This window comes from Jannaschia pohangensis (assembly GCF_900113875.1).
In the GTDB taxonomy this organism is placed as follows: Bacteria; Pseudomonadota; Alphaproteobacteria; order Rhodobacterales; family Rhodobacteraceae; genus Jannaschia; species Jannaschia pohangensis.
Window position 1 is genome coordinate 602,171 of sequence record NZ_FORA01000002.1, and the last position, 25,963, is coordinate 628,133.

Consider the following 25,963-nt stretch of genomic DNA (forward strand, 5'->3'; position numbering starts at 1 on the left):
GCACCTGTGCCAGATACGGATGATCCGATCCTGTCGGCTCTGCGTATAGGTGTCATGCGTCTGTTCATTCTGTGCCTTCTTCTCGCCCTGCCTCTGCCCGCCGCCGCGTTCGAGGCGGTGACCAGCCGTGACGCGTTCGTGTCGCTGGTCGCGGGCAAACGTCTGACGGGCGACGGTGTCTCGCTTCAGGTTCAACCTGATGGCGCGATCACCGGGCGCGGGTTCGGCCTGCGCGTCACCGGCACCTGGCGTTGGCAGGACGGTTTCTTTTGCCGCACGCTCGATACGGCGCTTCGGGACTTTCCGCTGAACTGTCAGCGGGTTTCGGTTCAGGGCACGACAATCCGGTTCCATGCGGACCGGGGAACGGGCGATATCGCGGACCTTCGAATAAGGTAGCCTTTGATGCGAATGATTGCCGTTTTTCTGACCTTCCTGCTTCCAACGCAGGCCCTTGCGTTCGAACCCATCACGAACCGCGACGCCTTCGTCAATCTGCTCTCGGACCGGGCATTGACGCGAACCGGCATCACTCTGGACGTGACCCCCGATGGCATGATCCGCGGCCGGGCCTTCGGCGTCCGGGTCAGCGGGGAGTGGCAATGGCGGGATGGGTATTTCTGCCGCACGCTTTTTCACGGTCCGCGCGACCTGGGGGCGAATTGCCAGCTGGTTCAGGTGAACGGAAATACGCTTCGCTTCACGCTGGACAAGGGTGCGGGCGACTACGCCGATCTGAGCCTGCGATAGGCGCGCCTCAGAAGTCGATCGCCAGACCCTTCAATTCCCAATCGCCATAGCGCACGGGCTCCGGTCCTTTGCGTCCGCCCAACTCGGGTGGCAGGTTCAGATCGGCCGTCCGACGGGCCTCTGCCTCTTCCAGGGCGCGGCGCGCGGCGGGCGGCAGGGCGGCACGGCGGGCCGCCTCGGCTTCGGCCGACAGGGGGGTCAGATCGACACCACGATCCCGCGGTGTCGTCGGGCAGGCGGGCGCATCGGGCGCGGCCTGCGGCAGGTCCGTCGGGTCGACCGTCATGCGGTTCAGGGTCGGGTCTGTCATGGTCCGCTCCTTGCCTGGGCTCCGGTTTGGATATACGGCGCGAAACCTGTTCTGCAAGGATGCCACGATGACACAGCCTACACCGCACGGCGACATGCCCGAGAGCCTTGCGGCGCGCACCGGCGCGATCCGGCTGCTGGCACATGTGCTGCGCGATGGTCGGATGTTATCGGACGGGGCCAGCGGCCTCGATGGCCCCGCCGCCGCGCGCGCCCTACGTCTGGCGGGCCTGACGCTGCGCCACATGGGGCAGGCCGATGCGATGCTGAAAACGCGGATGCAGCGCCAGCCGGCCGCCAAGATCCGCGACATCCTGCGCCTTGCCCTGACCGAACTCTGCGCCGAAGGGTCGGCCGCCCACGGGGTCGTCAACGATGCGGTCGCCATGGCCCGCATGTCCCCCAAGACCACGAAACAGGCCGGTCTGGTCAACGCCGTCCTGCGCGGCCTGACGGCGGACATGCCAGCGACACTTGCGGAGTGGGAGGCCCTTCCCGCCCCCACCCTGCCGATCTGGCTGCGCAAACCCCTCGCCGCGTCTTGGGGGCGCGACCGGCTGGAGGCGATCGAGGCCGCGCATCTGCGCGGCGCGCCGCTGGACCTGACGCCAAAACCGGGCGTATCGGTGCCGGGGGCGGTGGAACTGCCGACCGGGTCCCTGCGTCTCGAAGGCGGACAGGTGTCGATCCTGCCCGGCTTTGCCGAAGGCGATTGGTGGGTGCAGGATGCCGCCGCCGCGATCCCCGTCCGGCTTCTGGGGGATTTGACCGGCCTGCGCGTTCTGGACCTTTGTGCTGCACCGGGCGGCAAGACGCTGCAACTTGCATCGGGCGGGGCCCATGTCACGGCGCTCGACATTTCCGGCAAGCGATTGCGCCGGGTGAGCCAGAACCTCGACCGCACCGGCTTGACCGCCGAAATCGTCGAAGCCGACGCTCTGGAGTGGACGCCAGAAGAGCCGTTCGACGTCGTCCTCCTCGACGCGCCCTGCACGGCGACGGGCACGATCCGGCGACATCCCGACCTGCCCCACCTGCGCGAGGCCCGCGACATCGAGACGCTGACCAAGCTGCAATACCAGCTGATCGACCGGGCGCTGACGTTTCTCAATCCCGGCGGCCGACTGGTCTTCTGCACCTGTTCCCTGCTTGCGGTCGAGGGCGAGCATCAGGTCTCTGCCGCGCTGAAGCGGCATCCGTCGCTCAGCGCGATACCCCTTGATCCGGCGTCTTTTGGCCTGCCCGAGGCGGCGGCGTCGCCGCATGGTCTGCGGCTTTTGCCCGACCTCTGGGCCGACCGGGGCGGGCTCGACGGGTTCTACATGGCGGTGCTTCGCACGGCCGGGGCCACCCCTGCGTGACATGGACGCCGGGCCCGCGTAACCTGCGCGGCAATGGGCCGGAGCAGGCCCGCAAGGAACTGGGGCGATGACGGGGCAAGGCTTCCGCGACAGATGGCGCACACGCCTGCGCGTGCTGCGGGCAACGCCGGGTGGCGGTGCCCGGACACTTGCCTGGCAACCCGAACCCCGGGGCACCGGATCGGCGCGGCGCGGCCAGCAGATCCTGTCCGGCCTCTGGCATTTTGCGGGTCAGCTGATCGAGGCGCCAAACGAAAGCCCCTGGACCATCGCCGCCCCCTCGGCTCCGTTCGAGATGCAGCTTCATGGCCACGGTTGGCTGGACGACATCATGGCGGCCGGCACCCGCGCCGGTCGGAACGCCGCGCAGGAATGGGTCCTGTCCTGGGCGCGCCGATATGGTAAGGGCACGGGCCCCGGGTGGGACGCCGCCCTGACCGGACGCCGTCTTCTGCGCCAGATCAGCCATGCGCCGACGTTGCTTCAGGGGCTGTCGGCGCGCGATCAGAAACTCTATTTCAACCTTCTCTATACGCAGGCGCGATACCTGCGGCGTCACTGGTCCGACGCGCCTGGTGGTCTGTCCCGGATCGAAGCCTTGGCGGGCCTTCTCTATGCCGGCGTCTCGCTCGAGGGGCTGGAGGCGCTGGCGGGCGATGCGGCCCAGGGTCTGTCCCGGGCCATGCGCAGCGACATCGGCGACGACGGCGGCATCCCGTCGCGCAACCCCGAGGCCCTGCTCGAGGTCGCGATGCTTCTGGGGTGGGCGATGGAGGCGCTAGCGGTGCGGGGCGATGTGCCGGACGCGCTGCGGGCCGCGCAGAATCGCATGATCCCCACCCTGCGCGCGTTGCGCCACGCCGATGGCGGCCTTGCGCGGTTCCACGGCGGCGGCCGGGGTCGCCCCGGACGGTTGGACCGCGTGCTGGTCACGTCGGGCATCCGCGCGCGCAACGACAGCGGCCTCGCCATGGGGTTCGCGCCCATTGCACACGGGCGGACGACGCTGATCATCGATGCCAGCGCGCCGCCGACCGGCAAGGCCAGCGGGTCGGCCCATGCCTCTACCCTGGCCTTCGAGATGACGAGCGGGAACTGCCCTGTCATCGTAAACTGCGGACCCGGCGGCGCCTTCGGGGCCGATTGGCACCGGGCGGGTCGGGCGACAGCCTCGCATTCGACGGTCGAGATCGAGGGCTATTCTTCCTCCCGGATCGGGCCGCTGGTGCCATTGGGAACGCGGCGGGTCGCGCCGCTGATCCAGACCCCGAAGAAGGTGCAATGGCAGCGCAGCGCATCCCGGCGCGCGTCAACGGTCGTGCTCAGCCATGATGGATACATCGAAAGCCACGGCCTGACCCACCTGCGGCGGCTGGTCCTGTCGACGGACGGGCGCCTGCTGGAGGGTGAAGACAGCCTGCGCGCGGTCAGCGCCACCGACAAGGAACGGTTCGAGGATGCCCAGACCGCGGCCAAGCTTCAGGGCATTCCCTTTCACTGTCGGTTTCACCTGCATCCCGACACATTGGCCGAGATCGACATGGGCGGGCGGGCTGTATCCCTGACCCTGCCGTCGGGCGAGGTCTGGGTTTTCCGCCCCGGACGGGATGTCGAGATGGCCATCGCCCCCTCTGTCCATCTGGAGCCGGGTCGCCTTAATCCGCGTCCGGCGCAACAGGTGGTTTTATCCGACCGCGTTGTGTCCTATGCGGCGACCATCGACTGGACCCTGACCCGCGCGCAGGAGGCGACGGAATTGCCGCCCTCGCCCGCCGAAGGGGTTCTTTGAACCGCAAGAGAGATCGCCCATGACCGCCGTGCCGCTCAAACGCGCCCTGATTTCCGTCTCTGACAAGGGGGGGCTGATCGAACTGGGTCAGGCCCTTGCCGCGCGGGGCGTGGAGCTTTTGTCGACCGGCGGGTCGGCCAAGGCGCTGCGCGACGCCGGGCTGACCGTCAAGGACGTGGCCGAGGTGACGGGCTTTCCCGAAATGATGGACGGCCGGGTCAAGACCCTGCACCCCAAGGTGCACGGCGGATTGCTGGCCCTGCGCGACAATCCCGACCATGCCGCCGCGATGGACGTGCACGGGATCGGCGGGATCGACCTGCTGGTTGTGAACCTCTACCCCTTTGAGGCGACGGTGGCCTCGGGCGCGGACGAGGCGACCTGCATCGAGAATATCGATATCGGCGGGCCCGCGATGATCCGGGCCGGGGCCAAGAACCAGGGCTTTACCTGCGTGGTGACCGACCCCGAGGATTACGCCGCCCTGATGGCCGAACTCGACGCCAATGACGGGGCGACCACCCTGCCGTTCCGGCAACGCCAGTCGGCCATCGCCTATGGCCGCACCGCCGCCTATGACGCCGCCGTCGCCACCTGGATGGCCCGCTTCGAGGAAACGCCGCGCCGCGTTGCCGCTGCCGGGCGGCTGGCCCAACCGATGCGCTATGGCGAGAACCCGCATCAGGCCGCCGCCTTGTATGTCGACGGCTCGAACCGGCCTGGCGTTGCCACCGCGACGCAACATCAGGGCAAGGACCTCAGTTACAACAACATCAACGACACCGACGCCGCCGTCGAACTGGTGGCGGAATTCACCGCCGACCCGGCCGTCGCGATCATCAAGCACGCCAATCCCTGCGGCGTGGCGACGGGCGCGACCCTGGCCGAAGCCTATCAGCGCGCCTTCGATTGCGACCGCACCTCGGCCTTTGGCGGGATCGTCGCATTAAACGGCACGCTGGACGCGGACACCGCACGGCTCATCACCGGCATCTTCACCGAAGTCGTCATCGCCCCCGCCGCCACCGACGAGGCGCGCGAGATCTTTGCCGCCAAGAAGAACCTCCGCCTTCTGACCACCGGCACCCTGCCCGACCCGCGTCAGCCGCGCCGGATGATGAAGCAGGTCGCGGGCGGCTGGCTGGCGCAGGATCACGACACCGGCTTCGTCGCCGACGCCGATTTCCGCGTCGTCACCAAGCTGGCCCCGACCGACGCACAGCTGCGCGACCTGCGCCTGGCCTGGACGGTGGCCAAGCACGTGAAGTCCAACGCCATCATCTATGTCAAGGACGGGGCGACTGTCGGCATCGGCGCGGGCCAGATGAGCCGTGTCGACAGCTCCCGGATCGCGGCGCGCAAGGCGCTCGACGTGGCCGAAGTTCTGGGCCTGCCGCAATCGGCGGCGGTCGGGTCGGTCGTGGCCTCCGACGCATTCTTCCCCTTTGCCGACGGCTTGCTGGCCGCCGCCGAAGCGGGTGCTACGGCGGTGATCCAGCCGGGCGGCTCCATGCGCGACGACGAGGTGATCGCCGCCGCCGACGACGCCGGGCTGGCCATGGTGTTTACCGGCATGCGGCACTTCCGTCACTGATGCGCGCGCTCGTCCTCTCTGCGCTGGCGGCGTTCGGCATCGATCAGGCCTCCAAGGTCGCGGTGGTGCACATGCTCGATCTGAAGACGATCGGGACAATCGACGTTCTGCCCCCCTTCCTCGTGTTTCGCATGGGCTGGAACCGGGGCATCAACTTCGGCCTTTTTGCCGAGGCGCATGATGCGGGCCGGTGGATCATGATCGCGCTGGCCGTCGTGATCCCGGCGCTTCTGATCTGGTGGGCGCGCGGATTTTCGCGCCCGCTTGCCCGTGTGGCCGCCGGTCTGGTGGTCGGCGGGGCCTTGGCGAACGGGCTGGACAGGGTTCTTTACGGGGCGGTCGCGGACTTCCTCAACATGTCGTGCTGCGGCTTTCAGAACCCCTATGCGTTCAACCTCGCCGATGTGTTCATTTTCGCCGGAGCCATCGGCCTGGTGTTTCTGGCGGATGACACGCACGGCAAAGACCGGGCAAAGACCCCGTGACGCGGGCGCAACCTTGGGCTAGAACCGGGCAAAAGCCAGCAGGGCGAGGGCAGGTCGCATGATCGGACGGATGACAATTGCAGCGGTTCTGATGCTGTCGCTCGGTGCGTGCGAGCGGGCCAATCCGACCCTGTTCAACATTCGCAAGGCCGACCGGACGCCCGACGAATTCTCGATCCTGCCGACCAAGCCGCTGGAAACACCCCCGGATCTGACCGCCTTGCCACCGCCGACCCCGGGCGGCGCCAACCGCACTGATCGCGCGCCGCAGGCCGATGCGATCGCGGCACTTGGTGGCAATCCGGATCGCGGCGTCGGGGCCGATGGTCCACTTGTCGCGGCCGTGTCGCGCTACGGCGTCCAGCAGGGTATCCGCGGCCAGCTGGCCGCCGAAGACCTGGAGTTCCGCCGCAAGAACGACGGTCGTCTGCTGGAGCGGGTGTTCAACGTGAACGTCTACTTCAAGGCCTATCGCCGCCAGTCGCTGGACCAATACGCCGAACTCTACCGTCTGCGCCGGGCCGGCATCCGCACCGTCGCAGCACCGCCGAACCCGGAATCGACACGCTGATGAACCGGCGGACGATCGCGTGGTGCGACCCGCCCTTTCCGCTTGCGACACGACCGACGAAAACGCCGTCGTGCGCGACCCATCCGTCGCCGGGTGACTGCCGCGCATCCGACTACACGCCCATGTGACGATGGGCACATTTGAAATTTCGGTCCGACTTCGTATCTGAGGGGGACGTCATCCATGGAGGAAGCCCTTGCGTAACGTCCTGAAAGCCGCGTGCCTTGCCCTGACCATCCCGGCGATGTCGCCGGCCGTCGCGGACGACTCCGTGACGACCTTCACGCTCGACAACGGGTTGGAGGCCATCGTGATCGAAGATCGCCGCGCCCCCGTCGTGGTCCACATGCTCTGGTATGATGTCGGCGCCGCGGACGAGCCCTTGGGCAAATCTGGCATCGCCCATTTCCTCGAACACCTGCTGTTCAAGGGCACCGACGACATGGAGGCGGGCGAGTTCAGCCGCACGGTCGAGGCGCAGGGCGGCACCGACAACGCCTTCACCAGCCAGGATTACACCGGTTATTTTCAGCGCGTCGCGTCGGACCGCCTGGGCCTGATGATGAAGATGGAAGCCGACCGGATGCGCGACATCATCCTGACCGAGGACGAGGTCGCCACCGAACGGCAGGTCATCCTGGAAGAACGCGCGCAACGCACCGACAGCAGTCCGAACGCCCTCTTTGGCGAGATGCGGACGGCGGCCCAGTACCTGAACCATCCCTACGGCATCCCGATCATCGGATGGCGTCACGAGATGGAGGGGCTGACGCGGGAAGACGCACTGGCCTTCTATCGCACGTATTATGCGCCCAACAACGCCACGCTGATCGTCGCGGGCGATGTCACCCCGGAAGAGGTGCGCGCCTTGGCGGAAGAGCACTACGGCCCCCTTGAGCCGACAATCGACCTGCCGGAACGGACCCGCCCGAGCGAGCCGCCGCAGATCAGCGCGCGACACCTCGAAATGGCCGACGAACGTGTATCCAACCCTTACGTCCTGCGCACCTATCTGGCCCCGGAACGCGATGCCGGTGATCAGGCCGAGGCCGCGGCCCTGACCATCCTGGCCGAGGTTCTGGGCGGATCCTCCGCGACGTCCCTGATGGGCCGCGTGCTGGAACAGGAAGAGAGCGTCGCGCTCTACACCTCCGCATTCTACGACGGGGTTCAGCTGGATGACACGACCTTTGGGCTTCTGGTCATGCCGACGCCCGGACGTTCGCTCGAGGAGGCGGAGGCGGACATCGACCGCATGATCGACTCAATCCTCGAAAACGGGATCGATGCCGCTCAGCTGGACCGCATCAAGACGCAGGTCAGAGCCGCGGAAATCTATGGCCGCGACAGCCTGCAGGGCCGCGCCCGCACCTATGGCGTGGCGGTCACGTCGGGCCTCACGGTTCAGGACGTCGCCGACTGGCCCCGCGCCCTCGAGGCGGTGACCGAAGACGACATCCTCGCCGCCGCCCGTCGGTTGTTCGATCCGGCGCGCTCCGTGACCGGGTACCTGTCCAAACCTGCCCCAGCCACTTCGGAGGCCGACCAATGATCCGCCTGATCCTTGCCCTTTTCGCGCTCATGATGCCCCTCAAGGCCATGGCCGCGGTCGACATCCAGGTCGTCACCTCGCCCGGTGGCATCACCGCCTGGCTGGTCGAGGAGCGTTCGATTCCCTTCGTCGCGATGGATATCCGGTTCAACGGGGGTGCAAACGAAGATGCACCGGAAAAGCGCGGTGCGACCTATCTGATGATGGGCCTGCTGGAAGAAGGTGCCGGTGAGCGCAACAACCAGGAATACGCCGAGGCCGCCGAAGCGCTGGCCACCGTGATCGAATTCGACGCCAACAGCGACACGGTTTCGGTCAGCCTTCAATTCCTGACGGAAAACAGGGATGCCAGCGTCAACCTGCTGCGCGATGCCCTGCTGGATCCGACGTTCGATCCCGTGGCGGTCGAACGGGTGCGCGAACAGGTTCTGGCCGGTCTTGCCGCCGACGCGCGCGACCCCGAAGAGATCGCGGGCAAGACGCTGGCCGGTCTGGCCTTTCCGGGCCACCCCTATGGCACACCGATCGAAGGTTCGCCCGAGACCGTTGCCGCGCTGTCCATTGACGACCTGCGCCAGGCACATGCTCGCGCCCTGACCCGTGACCGCGTCGTTGTCGGCGTGACCGGCGACATCAGCGCCGAAGAGCTTGGCCCGCTCCTGGACCACCTTCTTGGCGACCTGCCGACCTTTGACGGCGTTCCCGTCGGTCGCGCGGACTACCGTCTTGGTGGCGGCATCACCGTGGTCGATTTCCCGTCGCCGCAGTCGGTCGTCCTGTTCGGACATGAGGGCATCGCCTTCGATGATCCGGACTATTTCCCGGCCGCCCTTCTGAACCAAGTGCTCGGCGGCGGTGGCTTTGCCTCGCGGCTCATGACCGAGGTGCGCGAAAAGCGCGGGCTGACCTATGGCATCGGCACTTACCTGGCGTCCAACGATCTGGCCGAGCAGTTTCTGGGCCAATTCTCCTCGTCCAACGACAAGACCGCCGAAGCCATCGCCCTCGTACGCGAGGAATGGGCCCGGATGGCCGCCGAAGGGATGACCGAGGCGGAGTTGGACACCGCCAAGACCTATATGACCGGTGCCTATCCCTTGCGGTTCGACGGCAACAGCCGGATCGCGTCGATCTTGGCGGGCATGCAGACCCTGGGCCTATCGCCCGACTATATCGCCACCCGCAACGACCGGGTCGATGCAGTGACCCTCGACGACATCAAACGTGTCGCGGCCCGCCTGCTGCGGTCCGACGACCTGCATTTCGTCGTGGTCGGGCAGCCCAACGACCTTGAAAGCGGCAGCTTCTGATCGACGGCTGACTCTGGCAGAATCGGCGGCGCCCATGCTAGGTTTCGTGGCATGGGCGCAAACGACCGCAATATGATCCTTCCCCGCATCCGTCAACTGGACGAGGGGGCCGTCAATCGCATCGCCGCGGGCGAGGTGGTCGAGCGCCCCGCGTCGGCGGTCAAGGAACTGGTCGAGAACGCGCTCGATGCCCGCGCGACCCGCGTCACCGTCGACATCGCCGACGGCGGGCGCACCCTGATCCGGGTCACCGACGACGGCCACGGGATCGATCCCGACGACCTTCCCATGGCGTTGTCCCGCCATGCGACCAGCAAGATCGACGGCAGCGACCTTCTCAACATCCATTCCTTTGGTTTCCGGGGCGAGGCCCTGCCGTCCCTCGGGGCGGTCGGCCGCCTGACCATCACGTCGCGCGCCCAGGGCAGCGACGGGGCCGCCACCATCCACGTCTCCGGCGGGCGAATCGATGCTCCACGGCCCGCCGCCCTGCGCCAGGGCACCGTCGTCGAATTGCGCGACCTGTTCCATGCCACGCCCGCCCGGCTGAAATTCCTGAAATCCGAACGCTCCGAGACGATGGCGGTCACCGACGTGATCCGCCGTCTCGCCATGGCGGAACCGGGCGTCGCCTTCGCCCTGCGCGACATCAGCGACGGCGGTGAACGGATCCTGTTCCGCGCCGATGCCGCCGCCGACATGACCGGACGGATGGCCGCGATCCTGGGACGGGCGTTTACCGACAACGCGATGTCCATCGATGCGGAACGCGACGGCTTCCGTTTGACCGGGCTGGCGGGCCTGCCGACCTATTCCAAGGGCAATTCGGTCAGCCAGTATCTCTTCGTCAATGGCCGCCCGGTCCGGGACAAGATGCTGACCGGCGCCCTGCGCGGGGCCTATGTCGACGTGCTGGCGCGCGACCGACATGCCGTCGCCGCTCTTTTCGTGACCTGTGATCCCGAACTGGTCGACTGCAATGTCCACCCCGCCAAGACCGAGGTGCGGTTTCGCGACGCTGGCATCGTACGGGGCCTGATCGTCTCGGGCCTGCGCCATGCCTTGGCGGGCGCGGGCCACCGCAGTGCGACGACCACCGCCGAAGCCACCTTGGGTGCGATGCGCCCCGGACGCCCCACAGCCCCCGTCTATCAGATGGACAGGCCCAGTCAGCAGGCGCGCGCCGCATCCTATTCGGCCCAGATGCCCGGCTTCTCCGAAGCGCCGTCGGCCCGGATGGAAGACTCGGTCGCGCCCGACGATGCCGCCACGTCGGCCCCGCTCGGGGCCGCGCGCGCGCAGTTGCACGAAAACTGGATCATCGCGCAGACCGAAACCGGGATCGTGATCGTCGATCAGCACGCCGCCCACGAACGCCTGGTCTATGAGCAGCTGAAGGCCCAGATGCGCGACCGGGGTGTTGTCGCCCAGGCCCTCCTGATCCCCGATGTGGTCGAGGTCGGGCCTATGGCCGATCTGCTGCTCTCGCTGGACCTGTCCCGCCTTGGCCTGTCGCTGGAACCCTTCGGCCCCGGCACGGTCGCGGTCCGCGAGACGCCGGCGATCCTGGGCAACGTATCGGCCGAGGTATTGATCCGCGATATCCTCGACGAACTGGAGGAGAGCGATGGTGCGGACCCGCTGTCGCTGCAATCCCGGCTCGACGCGATCCTGAGCCGGATGGCCTGTCACGGGTCGGTCCGGTCGGGTCGCCGCATGTCCGCGCCCGAAATGAACGCCCTGCTGCGCGAGATGGAGACGACGCCGAACTCCGGCCAGTGCAACCACGGGCGACCGACCTATGTCGAACTGAGGCTTTCCGATATCGAACGGTTGTTCGGTCGCACATGACGCTGAACCTGGCCGATCCGACCACCTTGGCCGCCCTGTTCGGCGGGATTGTCCTGCTGATCCTGCTAGCGGTTCTGTGGTCCGTGACGTCCCGCCTGCGCGATCTGACCCATGCGCAGGCGCAGTTGACGGGCGGGCTTGCCGGCCTGACCCAGGCGCACCACCGGGCCGAGACACAGGTCGGCGCGGCCCTGGGCGAAAGTGCCGCCCGCACGGCTCAGACCCTGGGCGCGTTGCAGGAGCGGCTGGCCGTCATCGACGCCGCCCAACAGAAGATCGAGGCGCTTTCGGGCGATGTCCTCGGCCTGCAGGACATCCTGTCGAACAAGCAGACGCGCGGCGCCTTCGGGGAAATCCAGCTCCGCGACCTGGTGACCAAGGCGCTGCCGCCCGATGGGTTCACCTGGCAGGCCCAGTTGTCGAACGGGCGGCGGGCCGATTGCCTGATCCACATGCCCGACCCGCCCGGACCGCTGGTCATCGACGCCAAGTTCCCGCTCGAGGCCTATGAGGCGCTGATCTCCGACCCCAAGGATGCGCGCGCCGTCACCGCCTTCCGCGCGTCCGTGCGCACCCACATCCGCGCCATCGCCGACCGCTACATCCTGCCCGGTGAAACGGCGGAGGGAGCCTGCCTGTTCCTGCCGTCCGAGGCGATCTATGCCGAACTTCACGCCAACCATGCCGAAGTCGTGCGCGAGGGGTTCGCCCTGCGGGTCTGGATCGTCTCGCCCACGACCTGCATGGCGACGCTCAACACGTTGCGCGCGATCCTCAAAGACCACCGGATGCGCGAACAGGCAGGCGAGATCCGCCAGGCCCTCGCCGCGCTGCACCGCGATGTCGAGCTGATCGGCGAGCGGGCGGCTAAGCTGTCGACCCATTTCGATCAGGCCCGCCGCGACGTGGAGGGGCTGACCGTCGCCGCCGAACGGGCGGGCAAGCGTGCCGACAAGCTGGAGGCCTTCGACTTCGCCAAGGAGCCCGAGCGCCCACGCCTCGCCCCGGTGATCCGCCGTGGCTAAGCCCGATCGACCATGCTAGGCGCAGCGCCATGAGCCAGCTTCCCACCAAGGCCGATATCCTTCAGTGGATTTCCGACAATCCGGCCCTCACCTCCAAACGCGACATCGCCAAGGCCTTCGGCATCAAGGGCGCGGCCCGGATCGACCTGAAGCGCATCCTGCGAGAGCTGGAGGCCGAGGGCCATCTGACCAAGCGCAAACGTTCTTACGACGATCCGGAGCGATTGCCGCCGGTCGCCGTCGTGCGCGTCGTCGGCACGGACGCCGATGGCGACCTGTTTCTGGGCCCCCACGACTGGACGGGAGACGGGCCCGAGCCGCGTATCCTCTTCGTGCCCAAAGACGGCGATCCGGCCCTGGCCCCGGGCGACCGCGTGCTGGCCCGCCTGACCGAGATCAAGGACGCCGATCACAGCCATGAAGGCCGCCTGATCCGCAGGCTGTCGACCGGGCCGCAGCAGATCCTCGGCGTGTTCCGCGCAACCTCCGAAGGCGGGCGCATTCAGCCTATCGACAAGGGCAACGACAAGGATTGGATCGTCCCCGCCGGTGCGACGGACGGGGCCCGCGACGGCGAATTGGTCGAAGCCGAGCAAGCGGGGCCGAAGGCGCGCATGGGTCTGCCCCGGGCCAAGATCACGAAACGACTGGGCGATCCGGGGGCGGCCAAAGCGGTCAGCCTGATTGCGATCCACCAGCACGGGTTGCGCGACAGCTTCCCCGCCGACGCCCTGGCCGAGGCCGAAGCGGCCACGCCTGCGCCCCTTGGCGACCGCACCGACCTGCGCGATCTGCCGCTGATCACCATCGACCCGGCCGATGCGCGCGACCGCGACGACGCCTGCTTTGCGCAACCCGACGACGATCCGGCGAACCCCGGCGGCCATATCATCTGGGTCGCCATCGCGGATGTCGCGCATTACGTGACACCCGGCAGCGCGCTGGACGTCGAGGCTCGGGCGCGCGGCAATTCGACCTATTTCCCGGATCGCGTCGTGCCGATGTTGCCCGACGCCCTGTCCGGTGACCTCTGTTCGCTGCACGAACATGTGGAACGCGCCTGTCTTGCCGTTCGCATCGTCATCAACGCGGCGGGAGAGAAGATCAGTCACCGCCATCTGCGCGGGCTGATGACATCGCGCGCCAGCCTGCACTACGACGAGGTACAGGACGCCATCGACGGCACCGCCAACGACAAGACCGCGCCCTTGCTCGACGGCGTTTTGCGCCCGCTTTACGCGGCCTACGAGGCCCTGAAACTGGCGCGGGACCGGCGGCAGCCGCTGGATCTGGACCTGCCGGAACGCAAGATCGTGCTGGATGACGACGGCACCGTCACATCCGTCGCCTTCCGCGACCGACGCGATGCGCACCGGCTTATCGAGGAGTTCATGATCCTCGCCAATGTCGCCGCAGCAGAGGAACTGGAGCGTTTGCGCACCCCGCTCCTCTACCGCGTCCACGAGGAGCCGGAGGCCGACCGGATCGACGCCCTGCGCGAGACGGCGCAGGCCAGCGGTTTCGCTCTGGCCAAGGGGCAGGTCATGCGGACGGCCACCCTGAACAAGCTGCTCCATGATGCCGCCGGGACGGAGCTATCGGAACTGATCTCGATGTCGACGCTCCGGGCCATGACGCAGGCCTATTATGGCGCGCAGAACATGGGGCATTTCGGATTGGCCCTGCGCAGCTATGCGCATTTCACCTCGCCCATCCGGCGCTATGCCGACCTGATCGTGCACCGCGCGCTGATCACCGCGCATGGGTGGGGTGACGACGGGTTGAGCGCCTGGGATATCGAGAACCTGGACGCGACCGCCAAGGCCATCAGCGAGGCGGAACGCCGGTCGATGATCGCAGAGCGCGACACCAACGACCGGTATCTTGCGGCCTTTCTGGCGGACAAGGTCGGCGCCGATTTCGCGGGTCGCATTTCAGGCGTGCAGGCCTTCGGCGTGTTTGTGAAACTGGACGAGACGGGGGCCGATGGCTTGATCCCGGTGCGCTCGCTCGGGGCGGAATACTTTCGCTTTGACCGCGACGATCAGGTTCTGACGGGCACCGACAGCGGGATGGTCATCGGTCTGGGGCAACGGGTCACGGTGCGGCTGGCCGAAGCGATTCCGGTGACCGGCGGCCTGGTGTTGGAGCTTTTGTCGCTCGAGGGAGAGCCGATGCGTCCGCGCGGGCGGCCCAAGTCCGGCAAGCGCGGTGGTCCCCCCAAGCGCAAGTTCAAGAAGGCCCCGAGACGGCGCAAGTGATCGGGTCTGGTCACCGCGCTCGGGTCGGCTAGGATCGGATCATGAACCGTTTCCTGATTTGCGTTGCCCTTCTCTGCTCGACCTGTCCGGCCCAGGCGCAGGACCGCCCCGCCCCGCGACCGGAATTGGTCGAGGTGGGGGTCGACGGATTCCCCGCTTGGCTGGATGCGTTCCGGGCGCGCGCGCGCGGTGCGGGCATCGAGGACGCGGTACTCGACCGTGCCTTCGCCGATATCTCCTACCTTCCCGACGTGATCCGGCTGGACCGGCGGCAGTCGGAGTTCACCAAGACGATCTGGGAATACCTGGCCACGGCGGTCAGCGACGAACGGATTCGCAGCGGGCGCAAATCCATCGAGACGCACCGCGCCGCCCTCACCGCGATCGAGGCGGAATTCGGCGTCGAGATGGAAATCGTGACCGCGATCTGGGGGCTCGAGAGCAGCTACGGCGCGGTCCGGGGCGATGTTTCGACCCTGTCGGCCCTCGCGACGCTCGCATCCGATTCGCGGCGGGGCGACTTTTTCGAGGCGCAACTTCTGGACGCCCTGCGCATTCTGCAAACGGGTGAAGCATCCGTGGCGGCCATGCGTGGCAGTTGGGCGGGCGCCATGGGGCACACGCAATTCATGCCGACGTCTTACCAGGAGCATGCTGTCGATTTCACCGGGGACGGGCGGCGCGACATCTGGGGTCGTGATCCCATAGACGCCCTCGCCTCGACCGCCGCCTATCTGAAAGCGTTTGGCTGGACGAAGGGGCAGCCTTGGGGGGCCGAAGTTGTCCTGCCCGCGGGGTTCGATTTTCGTCTGACCGGAGAGCGTGTGGTCAAGTCGCCGGATGAGTGGACAGCACTTGGTGTCCGGACGGTTTCGGGCGACCCGGTCCCGCAGGGCGGCCCCGCCTCGATCCGCGTTCCGGCGGGGCACAACGGCGCGGCCTTCGTCACCTTCGGCAATTTCATGGTGATCGAACGCTACAACACCGCCGACGCCTATGTGATCGCCGTCGGCCACCTGGCTGACCGCCTGGCCGGAGGCCCCGCGATTGCGGCCGGATGGCCCGACGCGGACCGGGCGCTGAGCTATGACGAACGGATCGACCTTCAGATCCTGCTGCGCGACCTCGGGTTCGATCCGCTCAAGATCGATGCCAAGATCGGGCCGGACACGCTCGACGCGATCCAACGTTGGCAAGCCGCCAACAGCTTGCCCGCCGATGGCTATGTCAATGTTGACCTTCTGCAGATGCTGCGCGAGCAGTCGTCCAACTAGCGGCGGATATTGCCTGCCCTGCGATTGGCCGCCCCTTGATCGTTCCGGTCTTCGGCCATGCGGCGTTTCATGCGGTCCAAAACATCCGAAGACTGTCGGGCAAGGCTGCGAACCTCTTCCGCGATCACCTGAAAGGCGCGCCCGGATTCGCCGCCCGCACGGGCCGCTTCGACCGAAGCATTGATCGAGATCAGACCGATCATCCGGCCGATCCGCACCATTTCGGTGAGCATTCCATCGACCATCGCCGCCTTTTCGCCCATCTGCATCATGCGCGAATTGGCGTCTTCGTCCGCATATTTGGTCAGAACATCGATGATGAAGTAGATGGCGGGCAAGACGGCCGTTCGCGCATGGTGACAAAGGTCCAGCGCCTTGGCGCGCGTCAACTCTTGCGGGGTTGAGGGCAGGGCCTTGAGATCGTCGACGAAGCCGGTCACGACCCGTCTTTGGACCGCAATTTCATCAATTGACCCAAGAAATGGCGCGACCTTGATCTTCTCGGCGATGGCGGCGGCATAGGATTTCTGAAACTCGTGCAGTTCTTTCCAAAGGGCGTCACGTTCGGCCTCGGTCTCTGCCGTTGCGCAGGAAACTGCCAGAATCCCGATGGTGAGGGCATGGCTACGGCACGGTCCCAGAAGGGCGACAAGCGCCGGCACTTTCTCGGCGATCATGGAATGCGTGGGCGCGGCCGCCACCCCGGCGGTTGGGGTCATCATGTTCATCGGGGCGATCCTTTCGTTTCACCGCCCCGATACCATCCGATCTCTTGCGATTCCCTTAACCCGCGTGGCGCGCCGGGGCCTGCAATGCAGAAAAGCCGTAGTGGCGAAGCCAGCGCAAATCGCTGTCGAAAAAGGCCCGTAGATCGGGAATGCCGTATTTCAGCATCGCGATCCGGTCGATGCCCATCCCGAAGGCGAACCCCTGCCACTCTGCGGGGTCGATGCCGCCAGCAGCCAGAACCTTGGGGTGCATCATGCCGGACCCCAGGATCTCCATCCAGTCGTCGCCTTCACCGAGTTTCAGCGTCCCGCCCTCCCAACTGCACCGGATGTCGACCTCGGCCGAGGGTTCGGTGAAAGGAAAATGCGAGGCCCGGAAGCGCAGTTCGATCGCATCGACCTCGAAGAAGGCACGGCAGAATTCCTCGAGGCACCATTTCAGGTTGGCCATGGAAATGTCGCGGTCAATGGCCATCCCCTCGACCTGGTGGAACATCGGCGTATGCGTCTGGTCATAGTCGGCGCGATACACCCGACCCGGCGAGATGGTGCGGATCGGGGCGCCCTGCGCTTCCATCGACCGTATCTGAACGGGGCTGGTGTGGGTCCGCAGCACATGGGGCGGCCGGTTGTCACCATCGGCGCGCGCCATGTAGAAGGTGTCCATCTCGGCCCGTGCCGGGTGATGGCCGGGAATGTTGAGCGCGTCGAAATTGTACCAGTCGGTCTCGATCTGCGGTCCTTCGGCGACGGCAAACCCCATGTCGGCAAAGATCGCCGTAACTTCTTCGGTGACCTGACTGACGGGATGGATGCTGCCTTGGCGACGCGCCCGCACGGGCAGGGTCACGTCCAGCCATTCGGCGCGCAGACGTTCGTCCAGCGCCGCATCCTCGAGCCCGGCCTTGCGGGCGGCAAGGGCGGAATTGATCTCGTCCTTGAGGGCGTTCAGGGCGGGGCCGACCTGCTGACGCTCCTCGGGAGACATCTTGCCAAGCTCGCGCATTTTCAGCGCGATCTCACCCTTCTTGCCGACGGCAGCCAGGCGAACGTCTTCGAGGGCGCTCTCATCGGCGGCGGCGAGGATCTGACCCAGGTATTTCTCGCGCAGATCGTTCATCGTGCACCTCTTTTCTGCTTGGCGCAGGCCATACGACTTGCGCGCGGCGAAGGGAAGGTGCGGTTACTCGCCCGGGACGTTGCCCGGACCTTTCCGCCAGCGTTTGGCCAGCGGATAGAGGAACTGCCGCCAATAGCCGCGCGGGACGGTATCGCCGACAACGCCGTAAGCCTCGGGCCAGGCGTCCTTGGGCAGATGGTGCGTGCCGAAAAGCCAGTCATAAATCGGGAAATGCGAGGCATAGTTGATGTCGATCGCATCCCGGTCGCTGCCATGGTGCCAGTGATGAAAGCGCGGCGTCACGAAGAAGCGTTCCAGACCCCGGAAGTTCCAGCCAATATTGGAATGGATGAAACTGGAGTAGAAATAGACCACCAACAGATAGCCCTGAATCGCTTCGGGCCGGAAGCCAAGCGTCAGCATCGGCAAGGCGCTGAAACTGCGCAGGATCATGATCTCGGCGAAATGCATCCGCGCCCCGGCAAGCCAATCCATCTTCTTGGTCGAATGGTGGATCGCGTGGAAGTTCCACAGGAACGGGAAGGTATGAAAGGCCCGGTGGACCCAATATTGCACGAAATCCGTCGCCAGCATGATGAAGGCGACCTGAACCCAGAACGGCAGGTCGGTGATATAGCTGCGGATATCGTCCAGGGCGAAGCTGGCGTTCACGTAGTTGGCCGGGGTCAGGGTGACGAAATTGAAGATCTGCACCAGCATCGAGCTGACGAGATAATAGAACATGTCTTCCTGCCATTCGGCGCGCAGGACGGTCTGATCGCCCCGCGCCGGGAACATGCGCTCCAGCGGGATGAAAAGGAAACCGATGACCAGAACGTTCACGATGAAATAGTCGAGACCGAAATAGAGGCTGATCGCGGGGCCACCCTGCGGTGTATGCGTCGCCATGAGCGAGGCAAGGACCGAGACCCCGAGGGCGGTCCACCCGAGCGTCTTCTGGCGACTGAGGATCAGCGACACGAGGGCGAGCGCATAGCCCGCCAAGAGGACACCACGCAGGACCACCAGCGTCAGCCCGCCTTCGTGCAGCATGGCGAGTTCCGGATAGGACAGGGTTTCGGGATACCAGCGGACAAGCACCAGCAGCAGGCCGGCAAGGGCGGCGACGAGGGCAAGCGATCCGGACAACCACCCGCTTCCCAGGGGTCTCTGGTCGCGGGGCATTTCCAGCTGTGCTTTCAGGGCCTTAAGGATCGCCATGGCCTGTCTCCGTATCAACGGCGCCAGACAGTCACATCCTTACGGCGAAAAGAAGGAAAACAACGAGATGGACGTGCTTATTCCGCCGCCTGAATCGCCCGTGCCACGGCGCGGCCGATCAGGGCAGAGGCGCGCGGGCTCGGGTGGATCAGGTCGCGCGCATAAAGCGAGCGGTCCGAGGCGTCGATCACATCGCCCGCGTCGAGAAAGACAAGCCCCGGATCGCGCGCCGCCAGCTCTGCGAAGCGTCTGTTCATGATGTCGAACTCGGGTTGGCAGGGCGTGAACCCGGTCGCCGCCGCTTCAGCCCCATCATAGTAGCCGACGAAAAGCACCTTCGCGCCGCTGGCCCGGATCGTCGCGATCAGGTTCGGGATGTCGCCCGTCAACCGCGGCCCGATCAGGCCATCGCGCGTCGCGGCCGCAGCGGGTGTGGCGCAGGTCGGGCGGATATCGTTGCCGCCCCCGGTCAGGATGACCCAGTCCCAATCGCCGCCCCGCCACTGTCGGGTGATGTCAAAGCCGAGGGCCGCCGCCGCCCCGTTCGGGTTCGTCACATGCGCCGCCGATTGCGCGCCATCCACCACGGGGCGGTTCAGCGTCTGGCCGACGACCTCGGGAATGCCCTGGTTGCCGTTCCAGGCCATGATGCTGTCCCCGATGGCCAGGATGGCGCGGTCCGACGGCGGGGTCGCCGCGACGCAGGCGGTCAGGATCAGGGGCAGAAGGGTAAGAAGGCGCATGGGAACTCCGGTGACGTGGGTCTTCCGGTCAACTTGCGCCGAACCGAATGGGTTTCAACCGGGATGCGGGTCGACGCCGCGTCCCTTGAGCTTGGCTGCGTTGCCGGTATCCTCTGCGGCATGGCTACTGCCGATCAGCAGATCATAGGGCTCTATCGCCGCCACGCAGAGGCCTGGGCCAGGCGTCGCACGCGGCTCGGGGCGGAAAAGCTGTGGCTCGACAGGTTTCTGGGACATCTGCCGCAATCGCCCTCGATCCTCGATCTTGGCTGTGGCTCCGGCGATCCGGTCGCGCGCTATTTTCTGGCCTGTGGCGCAACCGTGACGGGGGTCGATACCTCGCCCGAACTGCTCGCCATCGCGGCACAGACCGTGGCGGACGCGGAGTGGCACATCGCGGACATGCGCACCCTGGACCTCGGGACGCGATTTGACGGCATTCTGGCGTGGAACAGCTTCTTCCACCTCACCCCCGAGGATCAGCGCCGGATGTTTCCCATCTTTCGACGACATGCGGCGACCGGCGCGGTCCTGATGTTCACCAGCGGAACGGGTCACGGAGAGGTCATCGGGCAGTTTGAGGGTGAACCGCTCTATCACGGCAGCCTCGATCCCGCCGAATACCGCGCGTTGCTCGACCGGAACGGGTTCGATGTGATGCGCCATGTCGTCGAAGACCCGGTCTGCAATCAGCAGACCATCTGGCTTGCCCGCCTGCGAAACGCGGGCTGAAACGAAAAAGGGCCGCCCCAGCGGACGGCCCCTTCGAAAGTCGTGATGCGTCGCTTACGCGGCAGCCTTGGCCTGATCCACGATGGCCGCAAAGGCCTCGGGCTCATGCACGGCCAGATCGGCCAGAACCTTGCGGTCGACCTCGATCCCGGCCTTCGACAGCGCGTTGATGAAACGCGAATAGGTCATGTCGGCATCGTGGGCGCGGACGGCGGCGTTGATCCGCTGGATCCACAGGGCGCGGAAGTTGCGCTTGCGATTCTTGCGGTCGCGGGTGGCGTATTGGTTCGCCTTGTCGACGGCCTGTGCGGCGACCTTGAAGGTCGTGGAGCGACGGCCATAATAGCCTTTCGCAGCAGTCAGGACCTTCTTGTGACGGGCGTGGGTGACCTTACCGGAGGTTACGCGGCTCATGCTATCTCCTCCTTATCGATCGTAGGGCATGAAGCCCTTGATGATCTTGGCATCAGGGGCGGACAGGGTCGTGGTGCCACGGGCATCACGGATGAACTTGCGGGTACGTTTGATCATGCCATGGCGCTTGCCGGCCTGACCGGCGAGCACTTTGCCCCCGGCCGTGATCTTGAAGCGCTTCTTGGCGCTCGACTTGGTCTTCATCTTGGGCATTTCATGTCTCCTTCTTCATCGCACGACTCGGCATCCCAATCGCCGGACGTGCGGGTATTCGAGCGCGCCGTGTAGCGGGGATGCGCCGGGCTGGCAAGGGGCGGATCGACGGGGCGGCAACGGCATAGGCCGCCGCCTCAGCGCAGGACCCGCGCGACCATCTCGACGAAGGCTTCGGGCACCGACAGCCAGTCAAAGGCCTCGCGGTTCACTTCCCAGATCCAGAAGAACAGAACCAATCCCAGGATCAGCGACCCGAGCGAGATGACCGAAAACCGCCGTTCCGCCCATCCCGAGAACAGCCCCGTGACGCCAAGACCGCTCACCACGGTGGCCACGACCGTCAGGACGGCTGCGTCGCCCGGATCGGGAAGCCCAAGGTCCGGCACGGGCGGCAGGCCCGCCCACCAGTCCGAGAGGTCAGACAGGACGGCGGCGAGCCAGTCCATCTCAGTCGGCGTCGGCGCCGAAGATCAGCCGCTCGTCACATGGGGCGACGCGCAGGATGTTCGTGGACCCGGGCTGATTGAAGGGGATGCCCGCCATGACGACAACCTGATCGTCGGCTTCGGCGAACCCATTCGCCTTGGCCGCCCGAACGGCGGATACAACGGCCAGCTTGAACCGCTCGACCGGTTGGGTCAGCACGCAATGGCACCCCCAGCTCAGAACCATGCGGCGCGCCGTGACCGTGACGGGGGTCAGGGCGATGATCGGGACGCGCGGGCGCTCGCGGCTGACCTTGTAGGCCGTGGACCCCGAATGCGAGAACACGCAGATCGCCTTGATGTCCGTCGTCTCGGCGATTTCGCGGGCGGCGGCGACGATGCCATCGGCGGTCGACGACCGGTTCGCGGTGCGGCTGGCCTCGATGATGTCGCGGTAGGTGCTGTCGGATTCCACTTCCATGGCGACGTTGTTCATCGTCTGGACGGCCTGAATCGGATAGCTGCCCGCTGCCGATTCCGCCGACAGCATGATCGCGTCTGTGCCTTCGTAGATGGCGGTCGCCACGTCCGACACCTCGGCCCGGGTGGGCATCGGGCTGTCAATCATCGACTCGAGCATCTGTGTCGCCACGATCACCGGCTTGGCGGCAGCGCGACACTTGCGCACCAGCCGCTTCTGGATCGGCGGCACCGCGTGGACCGGGCATTCGACGCCCAGGTCGCCCCGCGCGACCATGATGCCGTCCGACACGGCGAGAATTTCCTCGAAGGCTTCGACGGCGGCCGGCTTTTCGATCTTGGAGAGGATGGCGGCACGACCCTTGGCCAGGCCCCGCGCTTCCTCCACGTCGGCGGCGCGCTGCACGAAGGACAGGGCAAGCCAGTCGACGCCCAGTTCGCAGACGAATTCCAGATCCTTGCGGTCCTTGTCCGACAGGGCCGCCAGCGGCAGCACCACATCGGGGACGTTCACGCCCTTGCGGTTCGAAATCGTGCCGCCCGTCACCACCGTGCAATTGGCGAAGTCGGGGCCGCAATCCTCGACCTTCAGCCGCAATTTGCCGTCGTTGACCAGCAGGGTGGAGCCGGGCTTCAGCGCCTCGAAGATCTCGGTGTGGGGCAGTTGCACGCGGGTCGCATCGCCGGGTGTCTCGTCCAGATCGAAGCGGAAGGGCTGCCCCTCCTCGATCTCGGCGGACTCGCCCGCAAAGACACCGCAGCGCAACTTCGGCCCCTGAAGGTCGGCCAGAATGCAGATTGGGCGACCCGTGTCGCGTTCGATGTCGCGGATGATGTTGTGGCGGCCACGGATATCTTCATGGTCGCCATGGCTCATGTTGAGGCGGAACACATCGGCCCCCGCCTCGAACAGCGCGCGGATCGTGTCGTAATCGTTGGACGCGGGTCCGAGGGTTGCGACGATCTTGACGTTGCGATGGCGTCTCATGCGGGTGCGCTCCTTAGCTCGGATATGTTAGCGCTCGCACACTTGCCCGTTCGGGTCGGGTTCTGCAACAGCGCCGTTGCCTTGCGGGGACGCTAGCCGACGCTTTCGCAGGGGCCAAGAGCGGATCAATTCGGAATGCCGCATCCGAAGGCCAGACTTATCGCGGTTTGCCTTGATCCCGGGCGGCAGCGGGGCCATCTCGGGTGGTGTCAGGCGCTGCGGCCCATGCGCACCCGACCCGAAAGGATGATTCCGATGGATGACGACACCCGCACCAAGATCGAAGCCGCGGCCTTCCGGCGGCTACGCCAGCACCTTCTGGAAGATCGCCCGGACGCGCAGAACATCGACCTGATGAACCTGGCGGGCTTCTGTCGCAACTGCCTGTCGCGCTGGTACGGCGAGGCGGCGGCAGAGCAGGGCATCGACATGACCAAGGACGAGGCCCGGACGGTGTTCTACGGCATGCCCTTCGACGACTGGAAGGCCCAGCACCAAACCGAAGCGACGCCGGACCAGCAGGCGGCCTTCACCGAAAGCTTTGCACGGAACGTGGGAAAGGCTGACGGCTGACAGCAGTCACGCAGCTGTCACAGGTTATGATTTGGCCCTCTGCGGTCGCCGCATTATCTATCGGGTAAAGGAGGACCTCGTCATGAATGTCCGAACGATCCAGACCCTGACCGCCGCGGCCCTTGTCGCGCTCGCCATCACCCCGACGACGCTCTCGGCGCAAGGTGTGTTCATCGACGCCCCGACAAGCGCCACCTCGACCGCCGGCCTGAGCGGCCTGCGACGCGAGATCGCCCGCGAATTGCCGCGCTACGGCTATCGAGACGTGGACGTGCGGTCCCTGTCGAGCGGGCAGGTCGCGCATATCTACAACCTGCTTCATGCCGGCCGCTCGGGGAACGATACCCGCAACCTGATCGGCGGTGTCCTGCGACGCGGCCTTCTGCAACGCGGCATCGACCGCTTCACCCGATGAAAGGGGCGCTGACCGCACTCCTGGTGGCCGTCACGCTCGGTGGCGCGCCCGCTGCGGCGGCCCCGAATGCGCAACTGGTCGCATCGGTGCAACATCGGCTGAACGTCTTCGGCTTCGACCACGTCGACGCTGCGACCTTGACCACCCGTCAGATCGCGGCGCTGCACATGCAACTGCAGGGACGGGCCGGGTCGCTTTACGGCGCGAACTACATCCGCACGCGGCAACGCATTCAGGTGATCCTGGGTTGGGACTGACCCCGTCCGACGGGCAGCGGCACCTTGCCCTTGTCCGTCCCCTCCCCTAACAGGCGCGCGACTGACCTCAAGGAGTCGCCCATGTCGCGTCTCGTCATGAAATTCGGCGGAACCTCCGTCGCCAACCTCGACCGTATCCGCCGCGTCGCCAAACGCGTGGGCGTCGAGGTCGCGCGCGGTCACGAGGTGATCGTCATCGTCTCGGCCATGTCGGGCAAGACGAACGAGTTGGTCGGTTGGGTGACCGATGCCGCCGGTCCGTTCTATGACGCCCGCGAATACGATGCCGTCGTCTCCTCGGGCGAGAATGTGACGGCCGGACTTCTTGCGCTCGTGCTTCAGGAAAACGGGATCGACGCGCGCAGCTGGCAGGGCTGGCAGGTGCCGGTCATGACCACCTCGGCCCATTCGAGCGCCCGGATCGAGGATATCCCGACCGACAATTTCGATGCGCGCTTTGCCGAAGGCATGAAAGTCGCCGTCGTCGCGGGTTTTCAGGGCATCAGCCCAGAAGGCCGGATCACCACCCTGGGGCGCGGCGGGTCTGACACAACGGCCGTGGCCTTTGCCGCCGCTTTCGGGGCCGAGCGCTGCGACATCTACACAGACGTCGATGGCGTCTATACGACCGACCCCAGAATCACATCGAAGGCCCGCAAACTGGACCGCATCGCCTTCGAGGAGATGCTGGAACTGGCGTCGCTTGGCGCCAAAGTGCTCCAGACGCGGTCGGTCGAACTGGCCATGCGTTACAAGGTGCGCCTGCGGGTGCTGTCGAGCTTTGAGGAAATGGGCGACAATGCGGGAACGCTCGTCTGCGCCGAGGAGGATATCATGGAATCGAATGTCGTCGCAGGGGTCGCCTTCAGCCGGGACGAAGCCAAGATGACGTTGGTGTCGGTCGCCGACCGGCCCGGCGTCAGCGCCGCGATCTTCGGCCCCCTGTCCGAGGCCGCCGTCAACGTTGACATGATCGTCCAGAACATCGCCGAGGACGGCCGCACCGACATGACCTTCTCGCTTCCGGTGGATCAGGTGGCCCGCGCCCAGAAAGCCATGGAAGAAGCCAAGGCCGCCGGTGTCATCAACTTCCACGATCTGATCGCCGATACCGGGGTCTCCAAGGTTTCGGTGGTCGGCATCGGGATGCGGTCGCACACGGGTGTCGCCGCGCGGATGTTCAAGGCGCTGTCGGATGAGGGCATCAACATCCGCGTCATCACCACCTCCGAGATCAAGATTTCCGTCCTGATCGACCGCAAGTACATGGAACTGGCGGTTCAGGCGCTGCACGACGCCTTCGGTCTGGAAAGCGCCTGACCGGCGAACGTTCCGGCGCATTTTCGGAAAACCGCCATCGGATAACAACCGGCCGTTATGGTGTTGTTAAGACCTGCGGGGACAGTCTCGGGACATGCGATATGTTCCTCCTCTCCCCCTGTTCTGGCTGCTTGCCTGCGTCGGCCTCGCCCTCATGATGCCGGCCCTGATGACAGACCCAACACCGATGGTTGCTGCA

The 25,963-nt window shown here is 66.1% G+C and carries 27 protein-coding genes; 18 read left to right on the forward strand and 9 right to left on the reverse strand.

Translation table 11 applies throughout. The features are described 5' to 3' along the window. Positions 1–6 precede the first annotated feature (6 nt). Both BM002_RS10065 and BM002_RS10070 read left to right on the forward strand, forming a co-directional pair. Positions 7–399: a dihydrodipicolinate reductase gene (locus BM002_RS10065; RefSeq protein WP_245749198.1), complete on the forward strand. Its 393-nt coding sequence runs from the start codon at positions 7–9 to the stop codon at positions 397–399. A 12-nt stretch (positions 400–411) separates the two neighbouring features. Then, positions 412–750, forward strand: a complete 339-nt coding sequence (locus BM002_RS10070; RefSeq protein WP_245749199.1) for a dihydrodipicolinate reductase — start codon at positions 412–414, stop codon at positions 748–750. A 7-nt stretch (positions 751–757) separates the two neighbouring features. Here BM002_RS10070 and BM002_RS10075 read toward each other — a convergent pair whose 3' ends face one another. Then, positions 758–1,060, reverse strand: coding sequence for a DUF1674 domain-containing protein (locus BM002_RS10075; protein ID WP_245749200.1), 303 nt, complete (start codon positions 1,058–1,060; stop codon positions 758–760). A gap of 67 nt (positions 1,061–1,127) precedes the next feature. Between BM002_RS10075 and BM002_RS10080 the strand changes: the two genes are divergently transcribed. The 11 genes from BM002_RS10080 to BM002_RS10130 all read left to right on the forward strand — a co-directional run bounded on the left by BM002_RS10080 (position 1,128) and on the right by BM002_RS10130 (position 16,132). Next, the gene (locus BM002_RS10080; RefSeq protein WP_245749201.1) at positions 1,128–2,420 is read left to right on the forward strand and encodes an RsmB/NOP family class I SAM-dependent RNA methyltransferase; all 1,293 of its coding nucleotides are present in this window, start codon (positions 1,128–1,130) and stop codon (positions 2,418–2,420) included. Between the two features lie 67 nt (positions 2,421–2,487). Next, positions 2,488–4,209, forward strand: coding sequence for a heparinase II/III family protein (locus tag BM002_RS10085; RefSeq protein WP_092780038.1), 1,722 nt, complete (start codon positions 2,488–2,490; stop codon positions 4,207–4,209). A 19-nt stretch (positions 4,210–4,228) separates the two neighbouring features. Continuing rightward, positions 4,229–5,803 (forward strand): bifunctional phosphoribosylaminoimidazolecarboxamide formyltransferase/IMP cyclohydrolase, encoded by a 1,575-nt coding sequence (gene purH, locus BM002_RS10090; RefSeq protein WP_092780040.1) that lies wholly within the window; start codon positions 4,229–4,231, stop codon positions 5,801–5,803. Beyond that, the gene (gene lspA / locus BM002_RS10095; RefSeq protein WP_092780042.1) at positions 5,803–6,288 is read left to right on the forward strand and encodes a signal peptidase II; all 486 of its coding nucleotides are present in this window, start codon (positions 5,803–5,805) and stop codon (positions 6,286–6,288) included. The genes purH and lspA overlap by 1 nt, the downstream gene beginning before the upstream one ends. A gap of 58 nt (positions 6,289–6,346) precedes the next feature. Then, complete coding sequence (locus BM002_RS10100) at positions 6,347–6,859, forward strand: DUF3035 domain-containing protein (RefSeq protein WP_092780044.1); 513 nt, start codon at positions 6,347–6,349, stop codon at positions 6,857–6,859. Between the two features lie 244 nt (positions 6,860–7,103). Beyond that, positions 7,104–8,411: a M16 family metallopeptidase gene (locus tag BM002_RS10105; protein ID WP_092780046.1), complete on the forward strand. Its 1,308-nt coding sequence runs from the start codon at positions 7,104–7,106 to the stop codon at positions 8,409–8,411. Next, positions 8,408–9,721, forward strand: coding sequence for a M16 family metallopeptidase (locus BM002_RS10110; protein WP_175484863.1), 1,314 nt, complete (start codon positions 8,408–8,410; stop codon positions 9,719–9,721). The genes BM002_RS10105 and BM002_RS10110 overlap by 4 nt, the downstream gene beginning before the upstream one ends. A 72-nt stretch (positions 9,722–9,793) precedes the next feature. Continuing rightward, positions 9,794–11,572, forward strand: coding sequence for a DNA mismatch repair endonuclease MutL (gene mutL, locus BM002_RS10115; protein WP_245749202.1), 1,779 nt, complete (start codon positions 9,794–9,796; stop codon positions 11,570–11,572). Next, positions 11,569–12,597: a DNA recombination protein RmuC gene (locus BM002_RS10120; protein WP_092780050.1), complete on the forward strand. Its 1,029-nt coding sequence runs from the start codon at positions 11,569–11,571 to the stop codon at positions 12,595–12,597. The genes mutL and BM002_RS10120 overlap by 4 nt, the downstream gene beginning before the upstream one ends. Positions 12,598–12,626: 29 nt before the next feature. Then, positions 12,627–14,858: a ribonuclease R gene (gene rnr, locus BM002_RS10125; RefSeq protein WP_092780052.1), complete on the forward strand. Its 2,232-nt coding sequence runs from the start codon at positions 12,627–12,629 to the stop codon at positions 14,856–14,858. Positions 14,859–14,899: 41 nt separating this feature from the next. After that, positions 14,900–16,132 (forward strand): lytic murein transglycosylase, encoded by a 1,233-nt coding sequence (locus tag BM002_RS10130; RefSeq protein ID WP_092780054.1) that lies wholly within the window; start codon positions 14,900–14,902, stop codon positions 16,130–16,132. Here the strand turns inward: BM002_RS10130 and BM002_RS10135 are convergent. From BM002_RS10135 to BM002_RS10150, 4 genes are all read right to left on the reverse strand, one after another. After that, entirely contained in the window at positions 16,129–16,860 is a 732-nt protein-coding gene (locus BM002_RS10135) for a methyl-accepting chemotaxis protein (protein ID WP_092780056.1), read from the reverse strand. The two genes, BM002_RS10130 and BM002_RS10135, sit on opposite strands and share 4 nt — an antisense overlap. 55 nt (positions 16,861–16,915) lie before the next feature. Further along, positions 16,916–17,980: a phenylalanine--tRNA ligase subunit alpha gene (gene pheS / locus BM002_RS10140; RefSeq protein WP_092780058.1), complete on the reverse strand. Its 1,065-nt coding sequence runs from the start codon at positions 17,978–17,980 to the stop codon at positions 16,916–16,918. A 63-nt stretch (positions 17,981–18,043) separates the two neighbouring features. Then, complete coding sequence (locus tag BM002_RS10145) at positions 18,044–19,201, reverse strand: sterol desaturase family protein (RefSeq protein ID WP_175484864.1); 1,158 nt, start codon at positions 19,199–19,201, stop codon at positions 18,044–18,046. A gap of 77 nt (positions 19,202–19,278) precedes the next feature. Continuing rightward, positions 19,279–19,944 carry an SGNH/GDSL hydrolase family protein gene (locus BM002_RS10150; RefSeq protein ID WP_092780060.1) on the reverse strand — a complete coding sequence of 222 codons (666 nt, stop codon included), beginning with the start codon at positions 19,942–19,944 and terminating at the stop codon, positions 19,279–19,281. A 63-nt stretch (positions 19,945–20,007) separates the two neighbouring features. Here BM002_RS10150 and BM002_RS10155 point away from each other — a divergent pair, with 63 nt between their 5' ends. Beyond that, positions 20,008–20,676 (forward strand): class I SAM-dependent DNA methyltransferase, encoded by a 669-nt coding sequence (locus tag BM002_RS10155; RefSeq protein WP_245749203.1) that lies wholly within the window; start codon positions 20,008–20,010, stop codon positions 20,674–20,676. 54 nt (positions 20,677–20,730) lie between these two features. Here the strand turns inward: BM002_RS10155 and rplT are convergent, their stop codons facing one another. From rplT to pyk, 4 genes are all read right to left on the reverse strand, one after another. Continuing rightward, a complete protein-coding gene (gene rplT / locus BM002_RS10160) occupies positions 20,731–21,090 on the reverse strand; it encodes a 50S ribosomal protein L20 (RefSeq protein WP_092780062.1) in 360 nt (119 codons plus the stop codon). 12 nt (positions 21,091–21,102) lie between these two features. Further along, entirely contained in the window at positions 21,103–21,303 is a 201-nt protein-coding gene (gene rpmI, locus BM002_RS10165) for a 50S ribosomal protein L35 (RefSeq protein WP_092780064.1), read from the reverse strand. Positions 21,304–21,440: 137 nt separating this feature from the next. Further along, the gene (locus BM002_RS10170; RefSeq protein WP_092780066.1) at positions 21,441–21,752 is read right to left on the reverse strand and encodes a hypothetical protein; all 312 of its coding nucleotides are present in this window, start codon (positions 21,750–21,752) and stop codon (positions 21,441–21,443) included. A 1-nt stretch (position 21,753) separates the two neighbouring features. Further along, positions 21,754–23,199: a pyruvate kinase gene (gene pyk / locus BM002_RS10175; protein WP_092780068.1), complete on the reverse strand. Its 1,446-nt coding sequence runs from the start codon at positions 23,197–23,199 to the stop codon at positions 21,754–21,756. Positions 23,200–23,454: 255 nt separating this feature from the next. On the opposite strand from pyk, the gene BM002_RS10180 reads away from it, so the two are divergent. From BM002_RS10180 to BM002_RS10195, 4 genes are all read left to right on the forward strand, one after another. Next, entirely contained in the window at positions 23,455–23,772 is a 318-nt protein-coding gene (locus BM002_RS10180; protein WP_092780605.1) for a DUF1244 domain-containing protein, read from the forward strand. 82 nt (positions 23,773–23,854) lie between these two features. Beyond that, entirely contained in the window at positions 23,855–24,187 is a 333-nt protein-coding gene (locus BM002_RS10185; protein WP_092780070.1) for a hypothetical protein, read from the forward strand. Beyond that, positions 24,184–24,444: a hypothetical protein gene (locus tag BM002_RS10190; RefSeq protein WP_092780072.1), complete on the forward strand. Its 261-nt coding sequence runs from the start codon at positions 24,184–24,186 to the stop codon at positions 24,442–24,444. Before BM002_RS10185 ends, BM002_RS10190 begins: the two co-directional genes overlap by 4 nt. 81 nt (positions 24,445–24,525) lie before the next feature. Beyond that, positions 24,526–25,764, forward strand: a complete 1,239-nt coding sequence (locus BM002_RS10195; RefSeq protein WP_092780074.1) for an aspartate kinase — start codon at positions 24,526–24,528, stop codon at positions 25,762–25,764. Positions 25,765–25,963: the final 199 nt, after the last annotated feature.

Bases quoted from the DNA above. Each gene is read 5' to 3' on its own strand.
- BM002_RS10150 (WP_092780060.1), bottom strand. From the start codon at position 19,944: ATGCGCCTTCTTACCCTTCTGCCCCTGATCCTGACCGCCTGCGTCGCG.
- BM002_RS10145 (WP_175484864.1), bottom strand. From the start codon at position 19,201: ATGGCGATCCTTAAGGCCCTGAAAGCACAGCTGGAAATGCCCCGCGAC.
- pheS (WP_092780058.1), bottom strand. From the start codon at position 17,980: ATGAACGATCTGCGCGAGAAATACCTGGGTCAGATCCTCGCCGCCGCC.
- BM002_RS10070 (WP_245749199.1), top strand. From the start codon at position 412: ATGATTGCCGTTTTTCTGACCTTCCTGCTTCCAACGCAGGCCCTTGCG.
- BM002_RS10110 (WP_175484863.1), top strand. From the start codon at position 8,408: ATGATCCGCCTGATCCTTGCCCTTTTCGCGCTCATGATGCCCCTCAAG.
- BM002_RS10135 (WP_092780056.1), bottom strand. From the start codon at position 16,860: ATGAACATGATGACCCCAACCGCCGGGGTGGCGGCCGCGCCCACGCAT.
- rplT (WP_092780062.1), bottom strand. From the start codon at position 21,090: ATGAGCCGCGTAACCTCCGGTAAGGTCACCCACGCCCGTCACAAGAAG.
- BM002_RS10190 (WP_092780072.1), top strand. From the start codon at position 24,184: ATGAAAGGGGCGCTGACCGCACTCCTGGTGGCCGTCACGCTCGGTGGC.
- pyk (WP_092780068.1), bottom strand. From the start codon at position 23,199: ATGAGACGCCATCGCAACGTCAAGATCGTCGCAACCCTCGGACCCGCG.
- BM002_RS10185 (WP_092780070.1), top strand. From the start codon at position 23,855: ATGAATGTCCGAACGATCCAGACCCTGACCGCCGCGGCCCTTGTCGCG.
- lspA (WP_092780042.1), top strand. From the start codon at position 5,803: ATGCGCGCGCTCGTCCTCTCTGCGCTGGCGGCGTTCGGCATCGATCAG.
- purH (WP_092780040.1), top strand. From the start codon at position 4,229: ATGACCGCCGTGCCGCTCAAACGCGCCCTGATTTCCGTCTCTGACAAG.
- BM002_RS10080 (WP_245749201.1), top strand. From the start codon at position 1,128: ATGACACAGCCTACACCGCACGGCGACATGCCCGAGAGCCTTGCGGCG.
- BM002_RS10180 (WP_092780605.1), top strand. From the start codon at position 23,455: ATGGATGACGACACCCGCACCAAGATCGAAGCCGCGGCCTTCCGGCGG.
- BM002_RS10075 (WP_245749200.1), bottom strand. From the start codon at position 1,060: ATGACAGACCCGACCCTGAACCGCATGACGGTCGACCCGACGGACCTG.
- BM002_RS10195 (WP_092780074.1), top strand. From the start codon at position 24,526: ATGTCGCGTCTCGTCATGAAATTCGGCGGAACCTCCGTCGCCAACCTC.
- BM002_RS10170 (WP_092780066.1), bottom strand. From the start codon at position 21,752: ATGGACTGGCTCGCCGCCGTCCTGTCTGACCTCTCGGACTGGTGGGCG.
- BM002_RS10105 (WP_092780046.1), top strand. From the start codon at position 7,104: ATGTCGCCGGCCGTCGCGGACGACTCCGTGACGACCTTCACGCTCGAC.
- rpmI (WP_092780064.1), bottom strand. From the start codon at position 21,303: ATGCCCAAGATGAAGACCAAGTCGAGCGCCAAGAAGCGCTTCAAGATC.
- mutL (WP_245749202.1), top strand. From the start codon at position 9,794: ATGATCCTTCCCCGCATCCGTCAACTGGACGAGGGGGCCGTCAATCGC.
- BM002_RS10085 (WP_092780038.1), top strand. From the start codon at position 2,488: ATGACGGGGCAAGGCTTCCGCGACAGATGGCGCACACGCCTGCGCGTG.
- BM002_RS10100 (WP_092780044.1), top strand. From the start codon at position 6,347: ATGATCGGACGGATGACAATTGCAGCGGTTCTGATGCTGTCGCTCGGT.
- BM002_RS10130 (WP_092780054.1), top strand. From the start codon at position 14,900: ATGAACCGTTTCCTGATTTGCGTTGCCCTTCTCTGCTCGACCTGTCCG.
- BM002_RS10155 (WP_245749203.1), top strand. From the start codon at position 20,008: ATGCGGGTCGACGCCGCGTCCCTTGAGCTTGGCTGCGTTGCCGGTATC.
- BM002_RS10120 (WP_092780050.1), top strand. From the start codon at position 11,569: ATGACGCTGAACCTGGCCGATCCGACCACCTTGGCCGCCCTGTTCGGC.
- rnr (WP_092780052.1), top strand. From the start codon at position 12,627: ATGAGCCAGCTTCCCACCAAGGCCGATATCCTTCAGTGGATTTCCGAC.